The 15750-nt window shown below is 35.4% G+C and carries 16 protein-coding genes, 1 tRNA gene and 1 rRNA gene; 1 reads left to right on the forward strand and 17 read right to left on the reverse strand.

Annotated features, from left to right (window positions below; all coding sequences use genetic code 11):
- From NMG63_RS05620 to NMG63_RS05650, 7 genes are read right to left on the reverse strand one after another with little or no spacing between them, the layout of a single operon-like run.
- Window positions 1-1725, reverse strand: coding sequence for a V-type ATP synthase subunit A (locus NMG63_RS05620; protein ID WP_254006631.1), 1725 nt, complete (start codon window positions 1723-1725; stop codon window positions 1-3).
- An 11-nt stretch (window positions 1726-1736) separates the two neighbouring features.
- Window positions 1737-2303, reverse strand: a complete 567-nt coding sequence (locus tag NMG63_RS05625) for an ATPase (protein ID WP_254006632.1) — start codon at window positions 2301-2303, stop codon at window positions 1737-1739.
- Window positions 2304-2612 (reverse strand): V-type ATP synthase subunit F, encoded by a 309-nt coding sequence (locus NMG63_RS05630; RefSeq protein ID WP_254006633.1) that lies wholly within the window; start codon window positions 2610-2612, stop codon window positions 2304-2306. It abuts the gene before it with no gap.
- A complete protein-coding gene (locus NMG63_RS05635) occupies window positions 2609-3043 on the reverse strand; it encodes an ATP synthase subunit C (RefSeq protein ID WP_003773995.1) in 435 nt (144 codons plus the stop codon). The genes NMG63_RS05630 and NMG63_RS05635 overlap by 4 nt, the downstream gene beginning before the upstream one ends.
- Before the next feature lie 13 nt (window positions 3044-3056).
- Window positions 3057-4847, reverse strand: coding sequence for a V-type ATP synthase subunit I (locus tag NMG63_RS05640; RefSeq protein ID WP_254006634.1), 1791 nt, complete (start codon window positions 4845-4847; stop codon window positions 3057-3059).
- Window positions 4848-4858: 11 nt separating this feature from the next.
- Window positions 4859-5851, reverse strand: coding sequence for a V-type ATPase subunit (locus tag NMG63_RS05645; RefSeq protein WP_254006635.1), 993 nt, complete (start codon window positions 5849-5851; stop codon window positions 4859-4861).
- A gap of 7 nt (window positions 5852-5858) precedes the next feature.
- Entirely contained in the window at window positions 5859-6179 is a 321-nt protein-coding gene (locus tag NMG63_RS05650; RefSeq protein ID WP_254006636.1) for a hypothetical protein, read from the reverse strand.
- Between the two features lie 104 nt (window positions 6180-6283).
- Here NMG63_RS05650 and NMG63_RS05655 point away from each other — a divergent pair.
- Window positions 6284-6372, forward strand: a tRNA-Ser gene (locus tag NMG63_RS05655).
- Between the two features lie 152 nt (window positions 6373-6524).
- Here the strand turns inward: NMG63_RS05655 and NMG63_RS05660 are convergent.
- The 10 genes from NMG63_RS05660 to rrf all read right to left on the reverse strand — a co-directional run bounded on the left by NMG63_RS05660 (window position 6525) and on the right by rrf (window position 15685).
- Window positions 6525-7736 (reverse strand): diphosphate--fructose-6-phosphate 1-phosphotransferase, encoded by a 1212-nt coding sequence (locus NMG63_RS05660; protein WP_115354942.1) that lies wholly within the window; start codon window positions 7734-7736, stop codon window positions 6525-6527.
- Between the two features lie 79 nt (window positions 7737-7815).
- The gene (locus NMG63_RS05665) at window positions 7816-9666 is read right to left on the reverse strand and encodes an ABC-F family ATP-binding cassette domain-containing protein (protein WP_238000405.1); all 1851 of its coding nucleotides are present in this window, start codon (window positions 9664-9666) and stop codon (window positions 7816-7818) included.
- A gap of 14 nt (window positions 9667-9680) precedes the next feature.
- A complete protein-coding gene (locus tag NMG63_RS05670; RefSeq protein ID WP_238000404.1) occupies window positions 9681-10979 on the reverse strand; it encodes an N-acetylmuramoyl-L-alanine amidase in 1299 nt (432 codons plus the stop codon).
- Between the two features lie 9 nt (window positions 10980-10988).
- Window positions 10989-12371 carry an asparagine--tRNA ligase gene (gene asnS / locus NMG63_RS05675; RefSeq protein WP_003774009.1) on the reverse strand — a complete coding sequence of 461 codons (1383 nt, stop codon included), beginning with the start codon at window positions 12369-12371 and terminating at the stop codon, window positions 10989-10991.
- 19 nt (window positions 12372-12390) lie between these two features.
- A complete protein-coding gene (locus tag NMG63_RS05680) occupies window positions 12391-13014 on the reverse strand; it encodes a redox-sensing transcriptional repressor Rex (RefSeq protein ID WP_003774010.1) in 624 nt (207 codons plus the stop codon).
- A 57-nt stretch (window positions 13015-13071) separates the two neighbouring features.
- On the reverse strand, window positions 13072-14082 hold the full coding sequence (tsaD, locus tag NMG63_RS05685; protein ID WP_181877696.1) for a tRNA (adenosine(37)-N6)-threonylcarbamoyltransferase complex transferase subunit TsaD: 1011 nt from the start codon (window positions 14080-14082) through the stop codon (window positions 13072-13074).
- Window positions 14083-14511: a ribosomal protein S18-alanine N-acetyltransferase gene (gene rimI, locus NMG63_RS05690; RefSeq protein WP_181877697.1), complete on the reverse strand. Its 429-nt coding sequence runs from the start codon at window positions 14509-14511 to the stop codon at window positions 14083-14085.
- The gene (gene tsaB / locus NMG63_RS05695; protein ID WP_254006637.1) at window positions 14511-15074 is read right to left on the reverse strand and encodes a tRNA (adenosine(37)-N6)-threonylcarbamoyltransferase complex dimerization subunit type 1 TsaB; all 564 of its coding nucleotides are present in this window, start codon (window positions 15072-15074) and stop codon (window positions 14511-14513) included. Before tsaB ends, rimI begins: the two co-directional genes overlap by 1 nt.
- Window positions 15074-15493 carry a tRNA (adenosine(37)-N6)-threonylcarbamoyltransferase complex ATPase subunit type 1 TsaE gene (tsaE, locus tag NMG63_RS05700; RefSeq protein WP_254006638.1) on the reverse strand — a complete coding sequence of 140 codons (420 nt, stop codon included), beginning with the start codon at window positions 15491-15493 and terminating at the stop codon, window positions 15074-15076. The genes tsaB and tsaE overlap by 1 nt, the downstream gene beginning before the upstream one ends.
- 78 nt (window positions 15494-15571) lie before the next feature.
- Window positions 15572-15685: ribosomal RNA gene (gene rrf, locus NMG63_RS05705) — 5S ribosomal RNA — on the reverse strand.
- Between the last annotated feature and the right edge of the window lie 65 nt (window positions 15686-15750).

Consider the following 15750-nt stretch of genomic DNA (forward strand, 5'->3'; position numbering starts at 1 on the left):
CTATTGAATGGACGCAAGTGCGTCGTCAACTTTTTTGTAGTATGCATCAAATTTTGTTAAATCTTCGTCAATTGCATATTTAATTCCAACAATTTCATCAAAAATATGAGTGTTGGAAATAGCATTCATCGTTTTTTTATCTTGAAGAACTATTTGACATTGTTTATATGTATAGTTAATTAGCTTCAACATTTCAAATTGTTTTTGTAAGGAAACCGAACTGTCATATTCGTGAAATGCATTTTGTTGTAAATATCCAACACGAATTACACGTCCCATTTCAAGTGTTAGTTTTTGTCGATCAGCTAAAACATCTTGTCCAATTAATTTTACAATCTCCATTAAACTTGTTTCTTCATTCAGAATTGATAAGATCATTTGTCTGTATTCCAAGAATTCAGGACCAATGTTCTGATCATACCAGCCCTCAAGATGAACAAGGTATTCACTATAAGATAAATTATAGTTTATCGATGGAAAGTGACGTATATAAGCGAGTGACTTATCGAGAGCCCAAAAACAGCCAATAAAGCGTTGAGTATTTTGTGTTACAGGTTCAGAAAAATCAGCTCCTTGAGGTGATATCGCACCAATAATACTGATTGAACCAACATCACCATTGAGTGTATCAACATAAGAACTTCTTTCATAAAAGGCTGCTAAACGTGAGGCAAGGTACGCTGGAAATCCTTCTTCTGCAGGCATCTCTTCCAAACGACCCGACAATTCTCGTAGAGCTTCAGCCCAACGAGATGTAGAATCCGCCATAAGCGCTACATGATACCCCATATCACGGTAATACTCTGCAAAGGTAATACCAGTATAGATTGATGCTTCACGAGCAGCTACAGGCATGTTAGAGGTGTTTGCAATCAAAATCGTTCGTTCCATTAGGGTACGACCAGTCTTTGGATCAATTAACTCTGAAAACTCTTCTAAAACTTGGGCCATTTCGTTGCCGCGTTCACCACAGCCAATATAAACAATAATATCTGCATCACACCACTTTGCAAGTTGATGTTGAAGCATCGTTTTACCAGCTCCAAATCCACCTGGAATTGCTGCACTCCCCCCCTTAACAATTGGGAAAAGCGTATCAATAACACGTTGCCCAGTTATAAGAGGCTCTTTCGCATCAATGCGACTTGCAACTGGTCGTTCATGGCGAATTGGCCACATAACGGAAAGTGAAAAATCCGTACCGTCTTCTAAAGATAAAAGTGTATCATCAATTTTATACAAACCATCTTTACAGTCAGTAGCAATAATACCTTTTTTTGTTGCCATTAAACGGTGTACAATGGATCCCGTTTCTTCAAATGTTGCATAGACCTGACCTAATTGAATCAGATCACCTTTTGAAACGCAAAAACTAACGTTCCATTCACGTTCTTCGGACAAGGTACGCATACTTTGCCCAACATCAAGATAGGAACCATATTTTTCAGATAAACCTTGCAGTGGACGGCCGATTCCATCATAAATATTTCCAAGGAGTCCGGGTCCTAATTCAATACTTAACGGTTGCCCTGTATGTTCGATCGGTTCGCCTATTTTCATGGACGATGTAGACTCATAGACTTGAATAGTCACATAATCATTATCGATTCCAATAACTTCTCCTAATAATTTTTGATGTCCAACATATACCATCTCTGACATTGTGAAGTTATCAACATCTTGACTTTTAATAATCGGACCATTAATCCAATAAATTGTACTCATATTGACCACCTCTATATCCATAATTTACTTTCCTGAACAAAATATTCCATCGCTGAATTAAAACGAGAATCCAATGTATAATCATGCACAACATTACCAACCTCACATAAAAAACCACCAAGTTCGAGATCGATAAATTTAAACCTTGCATTTTTTAGATTAAAAAATGATTGATCCTCTTCGCGAATCGAAATTACAACAGATGATGTTTCATTCAAATTTAAAACTTTTAAACAATCGTCTAGATACTGTTTATAATTATCTGATTCTCGAAAACGAATGACATCTTCTTTCAAATCATTTCCAAACGACTCTAGTAATTCTTGTCGACGCATCCTCAATCGTTTTTGCACACTAAATCTTAACTCAGATTCAACACGACTACGTTTTTTCTCTTCTCGATCTTTAATACTTTTGATTCGAGATTTAATTGAATGTTCGACTTGTAATTTATAAGCAGATAATTCAGCATCAACTTTTTCCTTTTGAGCACGTTGGCTCATCTCGGTATAGTTATGTGCCTCTTCATCAATAATACTTACGATTTCTTTTGAAACCTTAGCTTTTTCTCCTGCCATTTATACCACCTCTCCGATAATTTTAGAAATTGTTTCATCAATCATTGACTGAACTTCATGAGACTTATGTCGGTCTGATATTTCAACAATTAACGGACTCGGAACATTTAGTTTCAGGTCTTGAATGTATTCTCGATCCAAATCGAAAATCTTAGTAGTAAGCAAAATAATTCCAATTTCTTGATTATGAATTACTTTACCAAGTTCCTGTTTGAGTTCTTCTTTTTCGTGAACAACCACGCCTTCGATACCAGCTAAACGAAGTCCCATTTGGGTGTCGATGTTGTCACTGATAAGATACATTTTCATAATTTATTAATAATAAGAATAGCGATTAAAAGTCCATAAATCGCAACCCCTTCAGCAAGAGCAACGAAAATCATTGCTTTACCAAAGTTTTCACCCTTCTCAGAAATAGCACCAATTGCTGCAGGAGCGGCTTGCCCAACAGCATAACCAGCACCGAGCACCGAACAACCTACCGCAATTGAAGCAGCTAAATACGCCATACCTTGTGCGTTACTTCCTTGGAACGCATTTGATACTGCCTCATCCGCATGTGTATAACCTGTAATTAAAACAACACCAATTAGAGCTGCAAAGAAACATGATACTTGGAACCAAACACGGAACTTAGCATTTTGCGGATCCACCTTTTTCTTGTAAACTGGAACGAGTGGTAATGTAATAAGACCGATTAAAAGCATTGGTCCAATAATTTCAAATAATGATAATGACATATGTATTTCCTCCTTAGTAGACTGATTTAAATGGCTTACCGCCACCGTCGTAGTAACGACTAAACATTTCATAATACTCCAAACGTAATGTTTGAATTCCAACTATAAGTCCTTCTAAACCAATAACGAAAATATTACCAAATATTAAGATTAGAATACCTGCATTTCCCGCCATTTCATTTAGAGTCATCACAACACTCATCATCCCGGCATGAGAGAGAACAAAGCCTCCAACACGAAGAAACGACATCGTATTTGCAATAAAACTCAAAAGAACTTCAAATAACTCAAAAAAACTTTCAACTAAATACCCGCCCCAACCTTCATGGGGAGAAGCACTCATTTTATTCATAAGATTAGATAATGGTTCTTTAAACAGAATCATTAATAAAGGTAAAACGATAAATATAAAAATAGTTAATGGATTTACAACATGAATGCCTTGAGAATTCAAGGCTACGGCTGCCATAATAAATCCATAAAACATAAGGCCAGCGATACCATTTTGACTGTAGATTGCATTTGTGAAATCCTTTTTTTTAAAGGACAGAACAATATTCAGTCCAATTGACATGAGTATCAAAACAACACCCAATGTAACCGTAGTGAGTAGAAGCGTCATTGTAAAATCAGGACTTGTAACATGAATTGGCAAACCCAAAGGTGCTAATAATGGCTTCAAGATTTCTTCGTTTCCAAAAAACGATCCGTAAATCAATCCAAAGAACATCGAAAACATTCCAATTCGAACTGCAACGTCACCAAGCTTGATTCCTTTTTTCTTGGACAGTAAATACCCACCCAGAGCAATCACAAAACCTTGACCTAAATCTCCAAACATAATTCCAAACAGCAGACAATAAGTTACTGCGAAGAAGGATGTCGGATCAAATTCACCATATTTGGGCAGGCTATACATCTCAACAAACATTTCAAACGGTCGTGAAAACCAACCATTTTTCAGTCGTGTCGGTGCTAGCAAACCTTCTTGTGTCGAAGCATCAAAGTTTAATACTTTCATATCCTCTGCGAATAATGATTCGAACACACTCAATCTATCTTCTGGAATAAAACCAACAATAACCGCTTCTTGATTATAAATTGTGATGTACTTGTAATAAGCCTCTTTTAATGACTGGACTTTAATATATCCGTACATATTTTCCAACAAATCAGAGCATTCTTTTCTCAAACTATCATCTGCTCCTATTGGAATTGCAAGAGGTTCAAAAAACAGCGATTCAAACATCTGTACGAGATGATTCTCATCCGCTTCCAAACAGACCCAAACAATCCAACCATATTGTTTTGTACGATGTAATTCTGTGAATACAAAGCGTTCATCATTATGTAAAGTTATTTTAGATAATGAGTTTGTCGGTATTCTACCGAAATGAACGCGAATAAAGCCTTCTTCTACATGCTCCATTGGATATTCTTTCAACTTACTGAGTGCTATCTTATCATCATCATTTAAACTTGATAGTGACGATTCTTGTCGATGAAGCGTATTATACCTCTGTTCGGCTTCTTGAAGTGCATTCTCGATTTGAGCGACGGAATACTCGCGATCATAATGGTCACTTAAGGTCAAATGTAAATCGGTAATAATACGTTCACAGCGCGATAAATAACTATCATAAATACGATCATTTGGATAAATTAATCCACCATCTCCATCCTTCACAACTTCTGTTGCAAGCTCAGGATGAAAATTTGGACAAGTCATAATGTTATCAATCATCGACAATACATTCTTAGGGTCAGTTGATACCATAACAAGTCTCATTTTTTCTATTGCCACTAAACCACCTCCTAAATAATCAGCAACTTAACAATTTCTTCGGGGCTCATTTGGTATCGAACACCTTCAACAACATCAATAATATTTTCTATTTCTATTTTTATAAGAAACATATATGAAAATAAAATTACATCCGAATTCGTTGAAAATCGAATTTTCCGTTTTAAAATACTATAACGAATCATATCGAAATAGTATTCGATGTGTCGATCTCCTTCAAAGTCTTCATATTTACCGTAGGGTGTTTCTTTAAATGCTTCTAAAAAACTGTCCGCATCTAAATTCAGAATCCACTCTTGCAGTCTGTTTTCTGAAATATAGTACGGCTCATAATGAACACGTTTTAATATCTCAGTTGATGTCATATTAAAATACTTTTTCATTCGGTAAACATTCGAAATATTTTCAAGTTCAATATTAATTCGAAAAACTTCGAGCAATTCTTTGTTGTTTGGCTCATGGCGAATTAAATCCAACATACGCTGGTTATAAAAGATTTTTAAACTATCTTCGCACTTTGATATATCAACAACATTATCTGTAAGGAACGCGAGTGGTTTATTGTATGACGTGTGCTCTAAATACTTATAAACCTCTTCAAAAGTTGTGCATTGCGCTAAACCATATACATCAAATGACATAAGATGATTAAGATCTTCAACGAAGTCTTCCACAAAATGACTCGTACCTGCATCAATTGCATGCAAGATAAAAATAATTTGAGCGATTTCAACTTCGCGAACATAGAATTCATAAAAATGATGCTTACTGGTTTGAATAAACCGCATAAGACTTAGGAATTCCAAATGTGACTTTAAACGAATACGTTGTTCAAAAAATCCACGATGGATTCCTTTCTCATTAATCCCTTCCAGTACATCTGAATATCGTGTTTCATTTTTTAAGAAACTTGCGATACCAGGTATATCTGGCATTTCCAGCATCGATCGATAGTGGGCCGCTGTTAGATGTTGACTATAAAACGAACGTGCCTTAGTAGACATTGCATAATCACTTGCCATCTAATGTAGTAATTCTTGTAAAAAGAATTTGCTCCCATTCTTCTTTTGCTACATTAAACCGCTCGTCCAAGTCCTTGACACGTTCGTTATATTCATGATCTGACATAGGTTTAAGGCGTTCGTAGCGTGCATTAGACTCTTCTCGAATCTTCGCAGACTCGTGTTCAAATACTTCCGATAACGCATTATCTATCGATTTTTTTAATTCTTCAAAGTGTTCTTGATCAAATTCACTCGTCAACTCATGTTCATGAACCAACTGCTTTGCACTTTGATTTGCTTTCAATATTCGAAGAATATGTTCATCCATAATTTGCCCTCCTTAAAAAGACAAAACCTATAATACTCCTATCAAAAATAAATTTCAATAAAATATTCCTTTTTTTATTAAAACTTGGTATAATACACATTGTTGGAGAAATACCCAAGAGGCTGAAGGGGTCGGTCTCGAAAACCGATAGGAGTGAAAGCTCGCGAGGGTTCAAATCCCTCTTTCTCCGCCATAATAAAAATACCAATCACTGCTATAGTGATTTTTTTTATGAGTTCATGTGTAATTCTATTTAATCACTTATATGATTTTAAATCAACATTCTGTTCGAACTCTAATTGAAATTGTGATGAAAAAAAAGACTCCGCAAGGAGTCTTTTAAAATTAACGCATGTAGAAAGGTTTAACTTGACGAGGTAATCCTTTTTCGTCAAACATAACAACTGGACGTCCTACTAGAAGAGGAGCGATATAGTCGTGTGCTTCTTGGGCAATACCTGCAAATTCTGGTAAGATCCACTCAATTGGGAAGTTCTTAACATGGTTTGCGACATTACTTGCATCTGTTGCAAAGAATTCAACATCGTATTCTTCAACACCTTCAACACGTTTTAGTGCAACCATTTTACCTGTAAATGATGGTTCCATTGAACGCATATGTGCTGACATACCAAGTTTGAATGATTCTTCAACATCTACTTTTGATTGTTCTGTAGCATGTGAACGTTGCGCGTTACTTAAGTCTTGTACTTTAGCACGTTCTGAAATACCTGCTTCAAGAATCATTTCACGTAAAGCATTTCCTGCTCCACCAAGAACTGCATGGCCAAATGTATCATTTTTTGATTCACCAGCAGCTAAGTAAGTTCCGTCTTCATAACGAACACCTTCACTTACAACGATATAGCATTTATTTTTTTCATCAATGTGTTTTTGAACTGTTTTTAAGAATGCTTCTTTATCGAACGCTAGTTCAGGAAGAACTACCATATCAACAACACCTGAAACACATGCACTTGCTGCTAACCAACCAGCATCGCGTCCCATTGTTTCAAGAATGAATACATCTTGACGTGTATAAACTGTACTATCCAACCATGTTTGGTAAGCAGTTGTAGCGATAAATTTCGCTGCACTTGCAAATCCTGGACAGTGATCGATAACCATAAGGTCATTATCAACAGTTTTTGGACAACCAACGAATTGGAATTCAGTGTGTCCATTTGCTTCTGCATATTGTGATAATGCATAAACTGTATCCATTGAGTCGTTTCCACCAACGTAGAACATTGTACGGATATCATGTTTTTCTAAAATTGCGAACAATTTTTCGAAATCTGCAACGTTTTCACGTTTTAATTTATAACGACATGAACCTAATGCACTTGAAGGTGTTTGACGTAAAACATTGTTTTCGTCTTCACTCATGTGTGTTAAATCCACAAATTTTTCTTCAAGAATTCCCTCGATTCCATGAAGACCACCTAAAACCACATCATAAATTGGGTTCAGTTGGTTTGCTTTAACGATACCTGCAACAGTAGCGTTAATTACTGATGTTGGCCCACCTGATTGAGCCACTAAACATTTAGCCATATAGTAATCTACTCCTTTATTTTTTACCAATTCCTATTATACACAATAATATCAAAATAGCCAAATAAGAAAGCAATTTCTAATCGTTTTCTTCCAAGATTTCCGAAACCTCAGCCCATTCATTTTCACGATGCTTAATTTCATTATGAATTTCATCTATTGTTTGATTTAATTGATTCATTTTTTCATAATCATGATAATAATCCGGACTGAACCGAAGTTCACGATGAATTTCTAAATCCTCGTAGTATTCAATCAGTTCTTCTTCAAGTTTCTTTTGTCTGTTTTTATATTTTTTAATATTCACATATTCATTTTTATTGGTTTGTTTCTGCTCTTGAGATTTTTGTTTGTTTTCGTTAACAATATCAGTCATACTCATTTCTGTATGTTCAAGGACACCATCTTTCAGTAACAAAATATCCGTCGCAAGTTTCTCAATAAAATAACGGTCATGTGATACAAAAATCATTGTACCATCATAATGACTCAGTGATTTTTCTAAAGCTTCTTTTCCTTGGATATCAAGATGATTCGTTGGCTCATCAAGAACAAGAAGGTTATCATGCCTTAACATTAATTTAATCAATGATAAGCGAACACGTTCACCACCAGAGAGAACAGAAACCGATTTAAAGACATCTTCACCCTTAAAGAGAAATTGACCTAAAGCGGTTCGAATCTCTGTATGATCCAACTGCGGAAATTCGTCCCATACCTCTTCCAAAACAGATTTATCCATCGAGAAATCAAGAAGATTCTGATCAAAGTAACCCATCTTAATTTGATGTCCCAACAAAATATCGCCTCCAAGTGGTTCTAAACGTCCTGATAAAGACTTTAGAAGCGTCGACTTACCGGTACCATTATCACCAACAATCGCATAACGACGACCTCTTGTGAATGTTTGCGTCACTTTTGTCAAAGGCTTATCATAGCCAATAACAAAATCACTTAGAGTGAGTACATCTTTCCCACCTCTTAATTGTGACTTAAATTCAGCTTTAAATTCCTTTGTCTTAGAATCCTTAGTTTCAAGTCGGTCAATACGATCTAAATATTTAATTTTTGACTGTGCAAAAGCAGCTTTATTCTTTTTATATCTAAATTTTTCGATTAAACCTTCGATACGTTCGATTTCTTTTTGCTGATTTCGAACCTTAATGTTATGGCGCTCGATATCTTTTTCTTTTAATACTTGATAACCCGTATAATTACTTGAATAACGTGTCGCGATGTAATCCTCTATCTCGACGACCACATTACAAACACGGTCTAAAAATAAACGGTCATGTGAAACAACAACTACAGAACCATCATATGCATTTAGATAGCCCTCAAGCCATTCAATGGTTGAAATATCTAAATGATTTGTTGGTTCATCTAGAAAAAGAATATCGGGTTTACTTAATAAAAGCCTAACAAACGCTAAACGCGTAACTTGGCCTCCTGAAAATGTATTAAGAGAACGGTCTAAGTCCGATACTGTAAAGTTAAATTTTGTAAGCAGTGTATGAACTTCTGTTTCAATTGAGTATCCACCACGTCTTAAAAATTCAGTTTGAATTCGATCATAAGACTTTAGAATTTTATCACTGTGATCTGTCTTCATCAAAGCTTCCAAATCATTGAGTTGAGTCTGAAGCTTTGTGATATCGCTGTATGCCTCCGCAAAGAAATCCTTCAGTATTACTTCATCCTGAGTTACATGAATTTGTTCTAAAAATCCAGTTCGTATTCCCGACTTCCAAAACACATCCCCTTTATCCAAACCCTCATTCCCGGACAAAACGTTAAAGAGAGTTGTCTTACCAACCCCATTCGCGCCAATGAGCGCAACTTTTTCATTCTCTTGTATGATTAAATTTAAGTCTTTAAAAAGCTCTTGGCTCCCAAAAGACTTAAATGCACTTTTAATTTGAACTAACATATACTATCACCTAATTATTTAGAGTATCCCAATTCTGCTAGAATACCTGATACAGTGGCATCGACTATTTTTGAATGTTCTTGTTTCCATGTATTAAATGTTTGATCATCATTCATGAACCCATATTCAATTACAATCGAATGCATGCCCTTGTTGCTTTCAGACGCAAATTGATTTAACTCACGATAAGTCTCATCCATGGTTCCAGCACCTGTAAAACGCCCACCCGCTTCACGTATTGAATCAATTGAATCATATCCTTCAATTTGTTCAGGATGGTAAACACCGTCCATACTTCTACCTGAAGACCATATTGAAGGTTTTAATGAGGTAGCATTCATAATATTCTTCATAATATTTGTAGCAAGTTTATTTGATGTGAAATTGGAGTACATAATTGTTGTACCCTTATCGCCTTCATACGGACTATTTGGAAATCTTAACTGAATGTAGTACTTTGCACCAACATCATAAGCTGATTTTAAACGCCCTTCCGTGCCATTTAAAGACTTTGGTTTACTGTCATCACGAGCAATCATAACCGTAAGCCCCTTGGCTTCCAACTGCGTTTTAATCTCCTCTGCTGTGCGATACATTTCTTGACTCTCTATAAGATCGGAACGTTGACCTCCATAATCAATATTTCCGTTTTCATCTTCAACTAAACCAACTGGATCGATTACAATATCGATATTATCTTTTGGAGTTTCAACAGATGATACCTCCAAAAAAACATAATTATCGTTCATAACCTTTTTAGAATCATCATTAAATAAATCCATATCGGCAATCATTCTAATTTTCTTAGAGTACCCATCCTTGGATACCGAATAAAATACATCATCGATTTTATTATCTGAACGTAAGGATAATTGTTTGAGACCTTCCAATATTTTTATTTGATAGAATCCATCTTCGAGCATCTCCATTGGAATTTTATTATCTAAATCAACATTCATCATGTAGACACTTTCTTCATTTTTACAGAGGTTATTCAAAAACACCGTCTTTCCATCAAATGGATCTTGTTCGTGGATTGTATAAGCTTTATTGTACAATCCTAAAGTCTGTCCATAGATACCATAATCGTTCAAATCGATTGGAGGTTGATGTTCTAATGTCGAAAGCAATTCTTGTGTTTGAATAAAATCTGTCTTACATATCGAAAAGTGATTATCTGTTTCTTGATTCGCTGGTTTATAAAGATCATAAACAGCATAAAATAACAGTCCTAATAATAGAATAAAAGGAACTACAATTTTGTAGTTCACTCTTTTTCTTTCTTTTGGAACATATTTTGATTTAAAATCCATGCTTTACCCCTAATAATCTAAATGACGTGGTGTACGCGCAAATGGTACTACATCACGAATATTTGTCATTGAAGTAATATACATCAAGAAGCGCTCGAATCCTATTCCAAAACCTGAATGTTTGACACCGCCATAACGTCTTAAATCTAAATACCATTCAAGACTTTCTTTTGGAATATCCAACTCTTCCATTCGTCTTTCAAGAACATCAAGACGTTCTTCACGTTGTGATCCACCTACAAGTTCCCCAACATGTGGAACTAATAAATCACAAGCTGCAACGGTTTTTCCATCTTCATTAAGTCGCATATAGAACGATTTAATTTCTTTTGGATAATCTGTAATAAATACAGGACCCTTAACAACTTCTTCACTAATATAACGTTCATGTTCAGATTGTAAATCCGTACCCCACTCAACCTTATATTCAAAACGGTCATTTTGTTTTTCAAGTAATTCAACCGCTTCTGTATACGTCATTCGTTTGAATTCACTTGAAAGTAATTCGTTAAGTCGTTCTAATAGTGTGGTATCAATTCGCTCATTGAAAAATTTCATTTCTTCTGGAGCATTCTCAAGCACATACTCGATGCAATATTTAACGAGGTCTTCTATTAAATTCATATTATCTTCAAGATCTGCAAATGCTATCTCTGGCTCAACCATCCAAAATTCACTTGCATGGCGTGCTGTATTTGAATTTTCAGCTCTAAAAGTAGGACCAAAAGTATATACATCTCTAAATGCGAGTGCAAAAGCTTCAGCATGTAATTGACCTGATACGGTTAGACTTGCTTTTTTTCCAAAGAAATCTTTTTCATATTTAGCATCATCACGTGTTGTAACGACAAATGCTTCACCAGCACCCTCAGCATCATTTCCTGTAATTACTGGTGTATGCACATAAACAAACCCTTGATTTTGGAAAAATTCATGGATTGCCATTGAAAGAACAGAACGGACACGGAACACTGCCATAAATGAGTTTGTTCTTACGCGTAAATGCGCAATTTCTCTTAAATATTCATAACTATGACGTTTTTTCTGTAACGGATAATCCGAACTGCATTCGCCTTCTAATTTAACTTCTTTAACTTCGATTTCAAAAGGTTGTTTTCCATCCGGAGTAACTTTAAACAATCCAGTTACCGTAATCGCTGTACCTGTATTGTATTTACCTATTTCATCATAGTTATCTAAATCTGCTGCATAAACACATTGTGCACTTCTAAAATAAGTTCCATCATTTAACTCGATGAACCCTACATTTTTTCCTTTACGGTTAGTTCTAACCCAACCTTGCAATTGCACAAATTCAATTGCATCAACTTCAATTTCCGAGCCATATGACAACAGGTCATAGCACTCTCGTATTGTTAAATATGAAATCATCTTTACACCTCAACTATTTTTAACGAATATTATTAGTCTGGAATATTAATTCCTGAACCGTAGATACGACATCTACTGTTTTTACAATTACATGTTTTGGAACCTGAATATGTTCACTTGAAAAGTCAACAATTCCTACGATTCCTAAATCTACGAGTTTATCTATTGTTTCTTGAACATTTTTTGAAACCGTTACGATTGCTATGCGACATCCCTTGGGCATTCGTTCTTCCAACTCACTCATGTGATAGATTGGAATATCTGATGCTTCTCCAAGTTTGTTTGGATCAATATCAAATGCACATGCAATTTCACCAACGACGTGATTCCAACGATTATAATTCAAAATAGCACGCCCTAAATTTCCGGCACCTACTAAAATTAACTCTTCTTCAAAACTCACACCTAAAAGATTATCAAACGTTTCAATTAAGGTCTTTACATCATAACCATAACCTTGTTTACCAAGCGAACCAATAAACGAAAAATCACGACGTATTGTTGTAGATTCAATATCTACAAATAAAGATAGTTCTCTTGATAGAATACGTTCAACTCCCATATTATAGAGTTTTCTTAATGCCTTTAAATATATAGGGTACCTTTGCATTGTTGCTTTTGGTACATTAGATATATTACTCATGATATCACCACCGTGTAAATCATATCACAAAGTCTTGCCTTATTAAATGTGAAAACTTTAATAAGAGATCAGTTGTTTGTTAGAAAGTGCAGAAATTTCACAATCTCCACGAACGCCTTTATCATAGGCAATTTGACCCGCAAGTCCAATCATCGCAGCTTGGTCCATGCATGCCCAAAGTGGTGGTACTAAAATATTTAAACTTGGATATTGAGCATTTAAAGCTACAATTTGTTTACGAACTTCTGAATTAGCGGCGACACCGCCTGCTAATACTAGCGATTCATATTGAACCTCAGAATTTTCAAGTACATATTCCACCCGTGACATTAGTTCTCTGACCGCAGCATGTTGAAACGCATACGCAACATCTTCAACAATGATCTCACGGTCGTTACGTTCCTCACGCAATGTTAATTGCCTTACTGCTGACTTTAAACCACTAAAAGAGAAATCCAATGGATTTTCTGTCTTAACTTTTGGCAATTGGTAGTTTTCTTTACCAGTTTGTGCCAACTTATCAATTACAGGACCTCCAGGATATCCAAGACCAAGTAATCGTGCAACTTTATCGAATGCTTCACCAACTGCATCATCCTGAGTTTTTCCAATTACCTCAAATTGATATTCGTCTTGCATTGATACAAGCTCTGTATGACCACCGGAAATAACGAGCGCAAGCAGAGGAAACTTTAAATCACCGACAAGTTTATTTGCATAAATATGTCCGGCAATATGATGAACTGGAATAAGAGGCTTTCCTAGACTCCATGCAAGAGTTTTCGCAGCCATAACACCTACATGTAACGAACCAATCAATCCGGGTCCCTGCGTTACTGCAATCGCATCAACGTCTTCAATTTTTATATTTGCTTTATCCAAAGCGTCTTTAATTACAATATTGATATTTTCAACATGAAGTCTTGAAGCAACTTCAGGAAATACACCTCCATATTGTTTATGGATTTCTATCTGTGTTGACACTGAGTTACTTAAAACCTCAAAACCGTCCTTAATTATTGCACAAGATGTTTCATCACAACTTGATTCTATAGCTAATATTAACATTTATAACACCTTTCTCATCACTACTGCATTTCTATTAATCCCATAATAGTTTTTTCGAATAGAAATTTCTTCAAAATTGTATTTAAGGTAGAATTGGAGTGCTTTCCTATTGTTTTCTTCGACTTCTAAGAAGATATTCTTTATCTCATAATTAATTGCTACTTTACATAAATGATTCATAAGCATGTTTCCATACCCTCGTGATTGAAAATCCTGATGAACTGCTATCTGTAATAAATCACAGGTATCATCAAGAATTCTGAGACTGAAGAATCCACATATGTAATTTTCTACTTCAATAACATACATCAATCCATTTTCAATTGAGAGTTCACTTAAATATTGTTTCTCTGTCCAATGAGAAGTTAGTGTCATCTGGTCAATACTAACAATCTCACTTAGATCATTTTGCGTAGCTTTTCGTATCATTATTTTAAATAATTGGGAACGAGTAAGTCAATATTCGATTCGATTTCCCACGATTTCTCAACATCGATTATATTTTGAATTATTTGTGGTTGTTCTACTGTTTTATGAACTAATTCAAGATCACCAAATAGATCAACATTGATATCAACTAACTCTTCAAGCGTATAGATGCGCTCATCCTTGACGATACCATCTGAAACAAAAGCACCGAAAACACGATCTGATCTCGCATCAATAAATGAGAAACCGTTATTATTTCCTGCTAAAGAAAGTAATGTATTGACTTTGTATATCTCAAGCTTATGGTTTGTAAGAGCAAATGTTTTAGCAAATGTCATACCGATTCTCAATCCAGTATAGCTGCCGGGACCACTAGTTATTACGATTGCATCTATATCCATTGGCACTAATCCAGCCTCTTGAATTGCTTCGTCTACATAACTCAACAAGAATTCTGATTGTTTTTTATCCATAAGTGATTGTTTATTTACTCTCAGTACATCATTCACTTTCAAACCGACAGCAAGAAATTTATGTGATGTATCTATAATTAGTGTATTCATTAGTTAAGCTCCTCAATTGTAATCGTTCTCTCATTTTCGTCTTCATAATCCAGGGTTATTAAATAATCGATTTTGAAATCTAAATCATCTAGGTACTTACCCCATTCAAGTACGACCACATTACGATCATCTAATAAGTCAAAAAGACCGATTGCGTCGGATGATACACCCTCTAATCGATATGCATCAATATGCTTTAAGTTAAGTCTTCCATCATATTCCTTTAAGATTGTAAATGTCGGACTACTAATCGTTTCGTCAATTTCTAATCCCTTAGCAAGACCTTTAGTAAATGCTGTTTTCCCAACTCCCAAATCACCCGCTAGGGAAATGAGGCACCCTTTCTTTAGACTTTGTCCAAGTTGCTCTCCAAGTTTCATTGTCTCAGTTACTGAGTATGTTTTTATTTGTTTTTTCATTTTTATCACCATCCGAATAATTATATCACACTTCTCACACAAAAATTAAAAAAGACACTCTAAATAGAGTGTCAAATTACCTGGCGATGAACTATCTTCACTAGCGCGTGGCTAGATATTGTCGCCGCTAAAGTGCTTAACTTCTGTGTTCGAGATGGGAACAGGTGTGACCACTTCGCTAAAATCACCAGATCATAGTGCATTAGAGAGATGAACTCTCAAAACTGAATAACAGAAATTTGATCTTTTTCGAATCG

It is taken from the genome of Erysipelothrix amsterdamensis (genome assembly GCF_940143175.1).
In the GTDB taxonomy this organism is placed as follows: Bacteria; Bacillota_I; Bacilli_A; order Erysipelotrichales; family Erysipelotrichaceae; genus Erysipelothrix; species Erysipelothrix amsterdamensis.

Coding starts and splice junctions, on each gene's coding strand:
- NMG63_RS05680 (WP_003774010.1), bottom strand. CDS start 13,014: ATGAGTAATATATCTAATGTACCAAAAGCAACAATGCAAAGGTACCCT.
- tsaB (WP_254006637.1), bottom strand. CDS start 15,074: ATGAATACACTAATTATAGATACATCACATAAATTTCTTGCTGTCGGT.
- asnS (WP_003774009.1), bottom strand. CDS start 12,371: ATGATTTCATATTTAACAATACGAGAGTGCTATGACCTGTTGTCATAT.
- tsaD (WP_181877696.1), bottom strand. CDS start 14,082: ATGTTAATATTAGCTATAGAATCAAGTTGTGATGAAACATCTTGTGCA.
- NMG63_RS05665 (WP_238000405.1), bottom strand. CDS start 9,666: ATGTTAGTTCAAATTAAAAGTGCATTTAAGTCTTTTGGGAGCCAAGAG.
- tsaE (WP_254006638.1), bottom strand. CDS start 15,493: ATGAAAAAACAAATAAAAACATACTCAGTAACTGAGACAATGAAACTT.
- NMG63_RS05645 (WP_254006635.1), bottom strand. CDS start 5,851: ATGTCTACTAAGGCACGTTCGTTTTATAGTCAACATCTAACAGCGGCC.
- NMG63_RS05620 (WP_254006631.1), bottom strand. CDS start 1,725: ATGAGTACAATTTATTGGATTAATGGTCCGATTATTAAAAGTCAAGAT.
- NMG63_RS05625 (WP_254006632.1), bottom strand. CDS start 2,303: ATGGCAGGAGAAAAAGCTAAGGTTTCAAAAGAAATCGTAAGTATTATT.
- NMG63_RS05660 (WP_115354942.1), bottom strand. CDS start 7,736: ATGGCTAAATGTTTAGTGGCTCAATCAGGTGGGCCAACATCAGTAATT.
- NMG63_RS05630 (WP_254006633.1), bottom strand. CDS start 2,612: ATGAAAATGTATCTTATCAGTGACAACATCGACACCCAAATGGGACTT.
- NMG63_RS05650 (WP_254006636.1), bottom strand. CDS start 6,179: ATGGATGAACATATTCTTCGAATATTGAAAGCAAATCAAAGTGCAAAG.
- rimI (WP_181877697.1), bottom strand. CDS start 14,511: ATGATACGAAAAGCTACGCAAAATGATCTAAGTGAGATTGTTAGTATT.
- NMG63_RS05670 (WP_238000404.1), bottom strand. CDS start 10,979: ATGGATTTTAAATCAAAATATGTTCCAAAAGAAAGAAAAAGAGTGAAC.
- NMG63_RS05635 (WP_003773995.1), bottom strand. CDS start 3,043: ATGTCATTATCATTATTTGAAATTATTGGACCAATGCTTTTAATCGGT.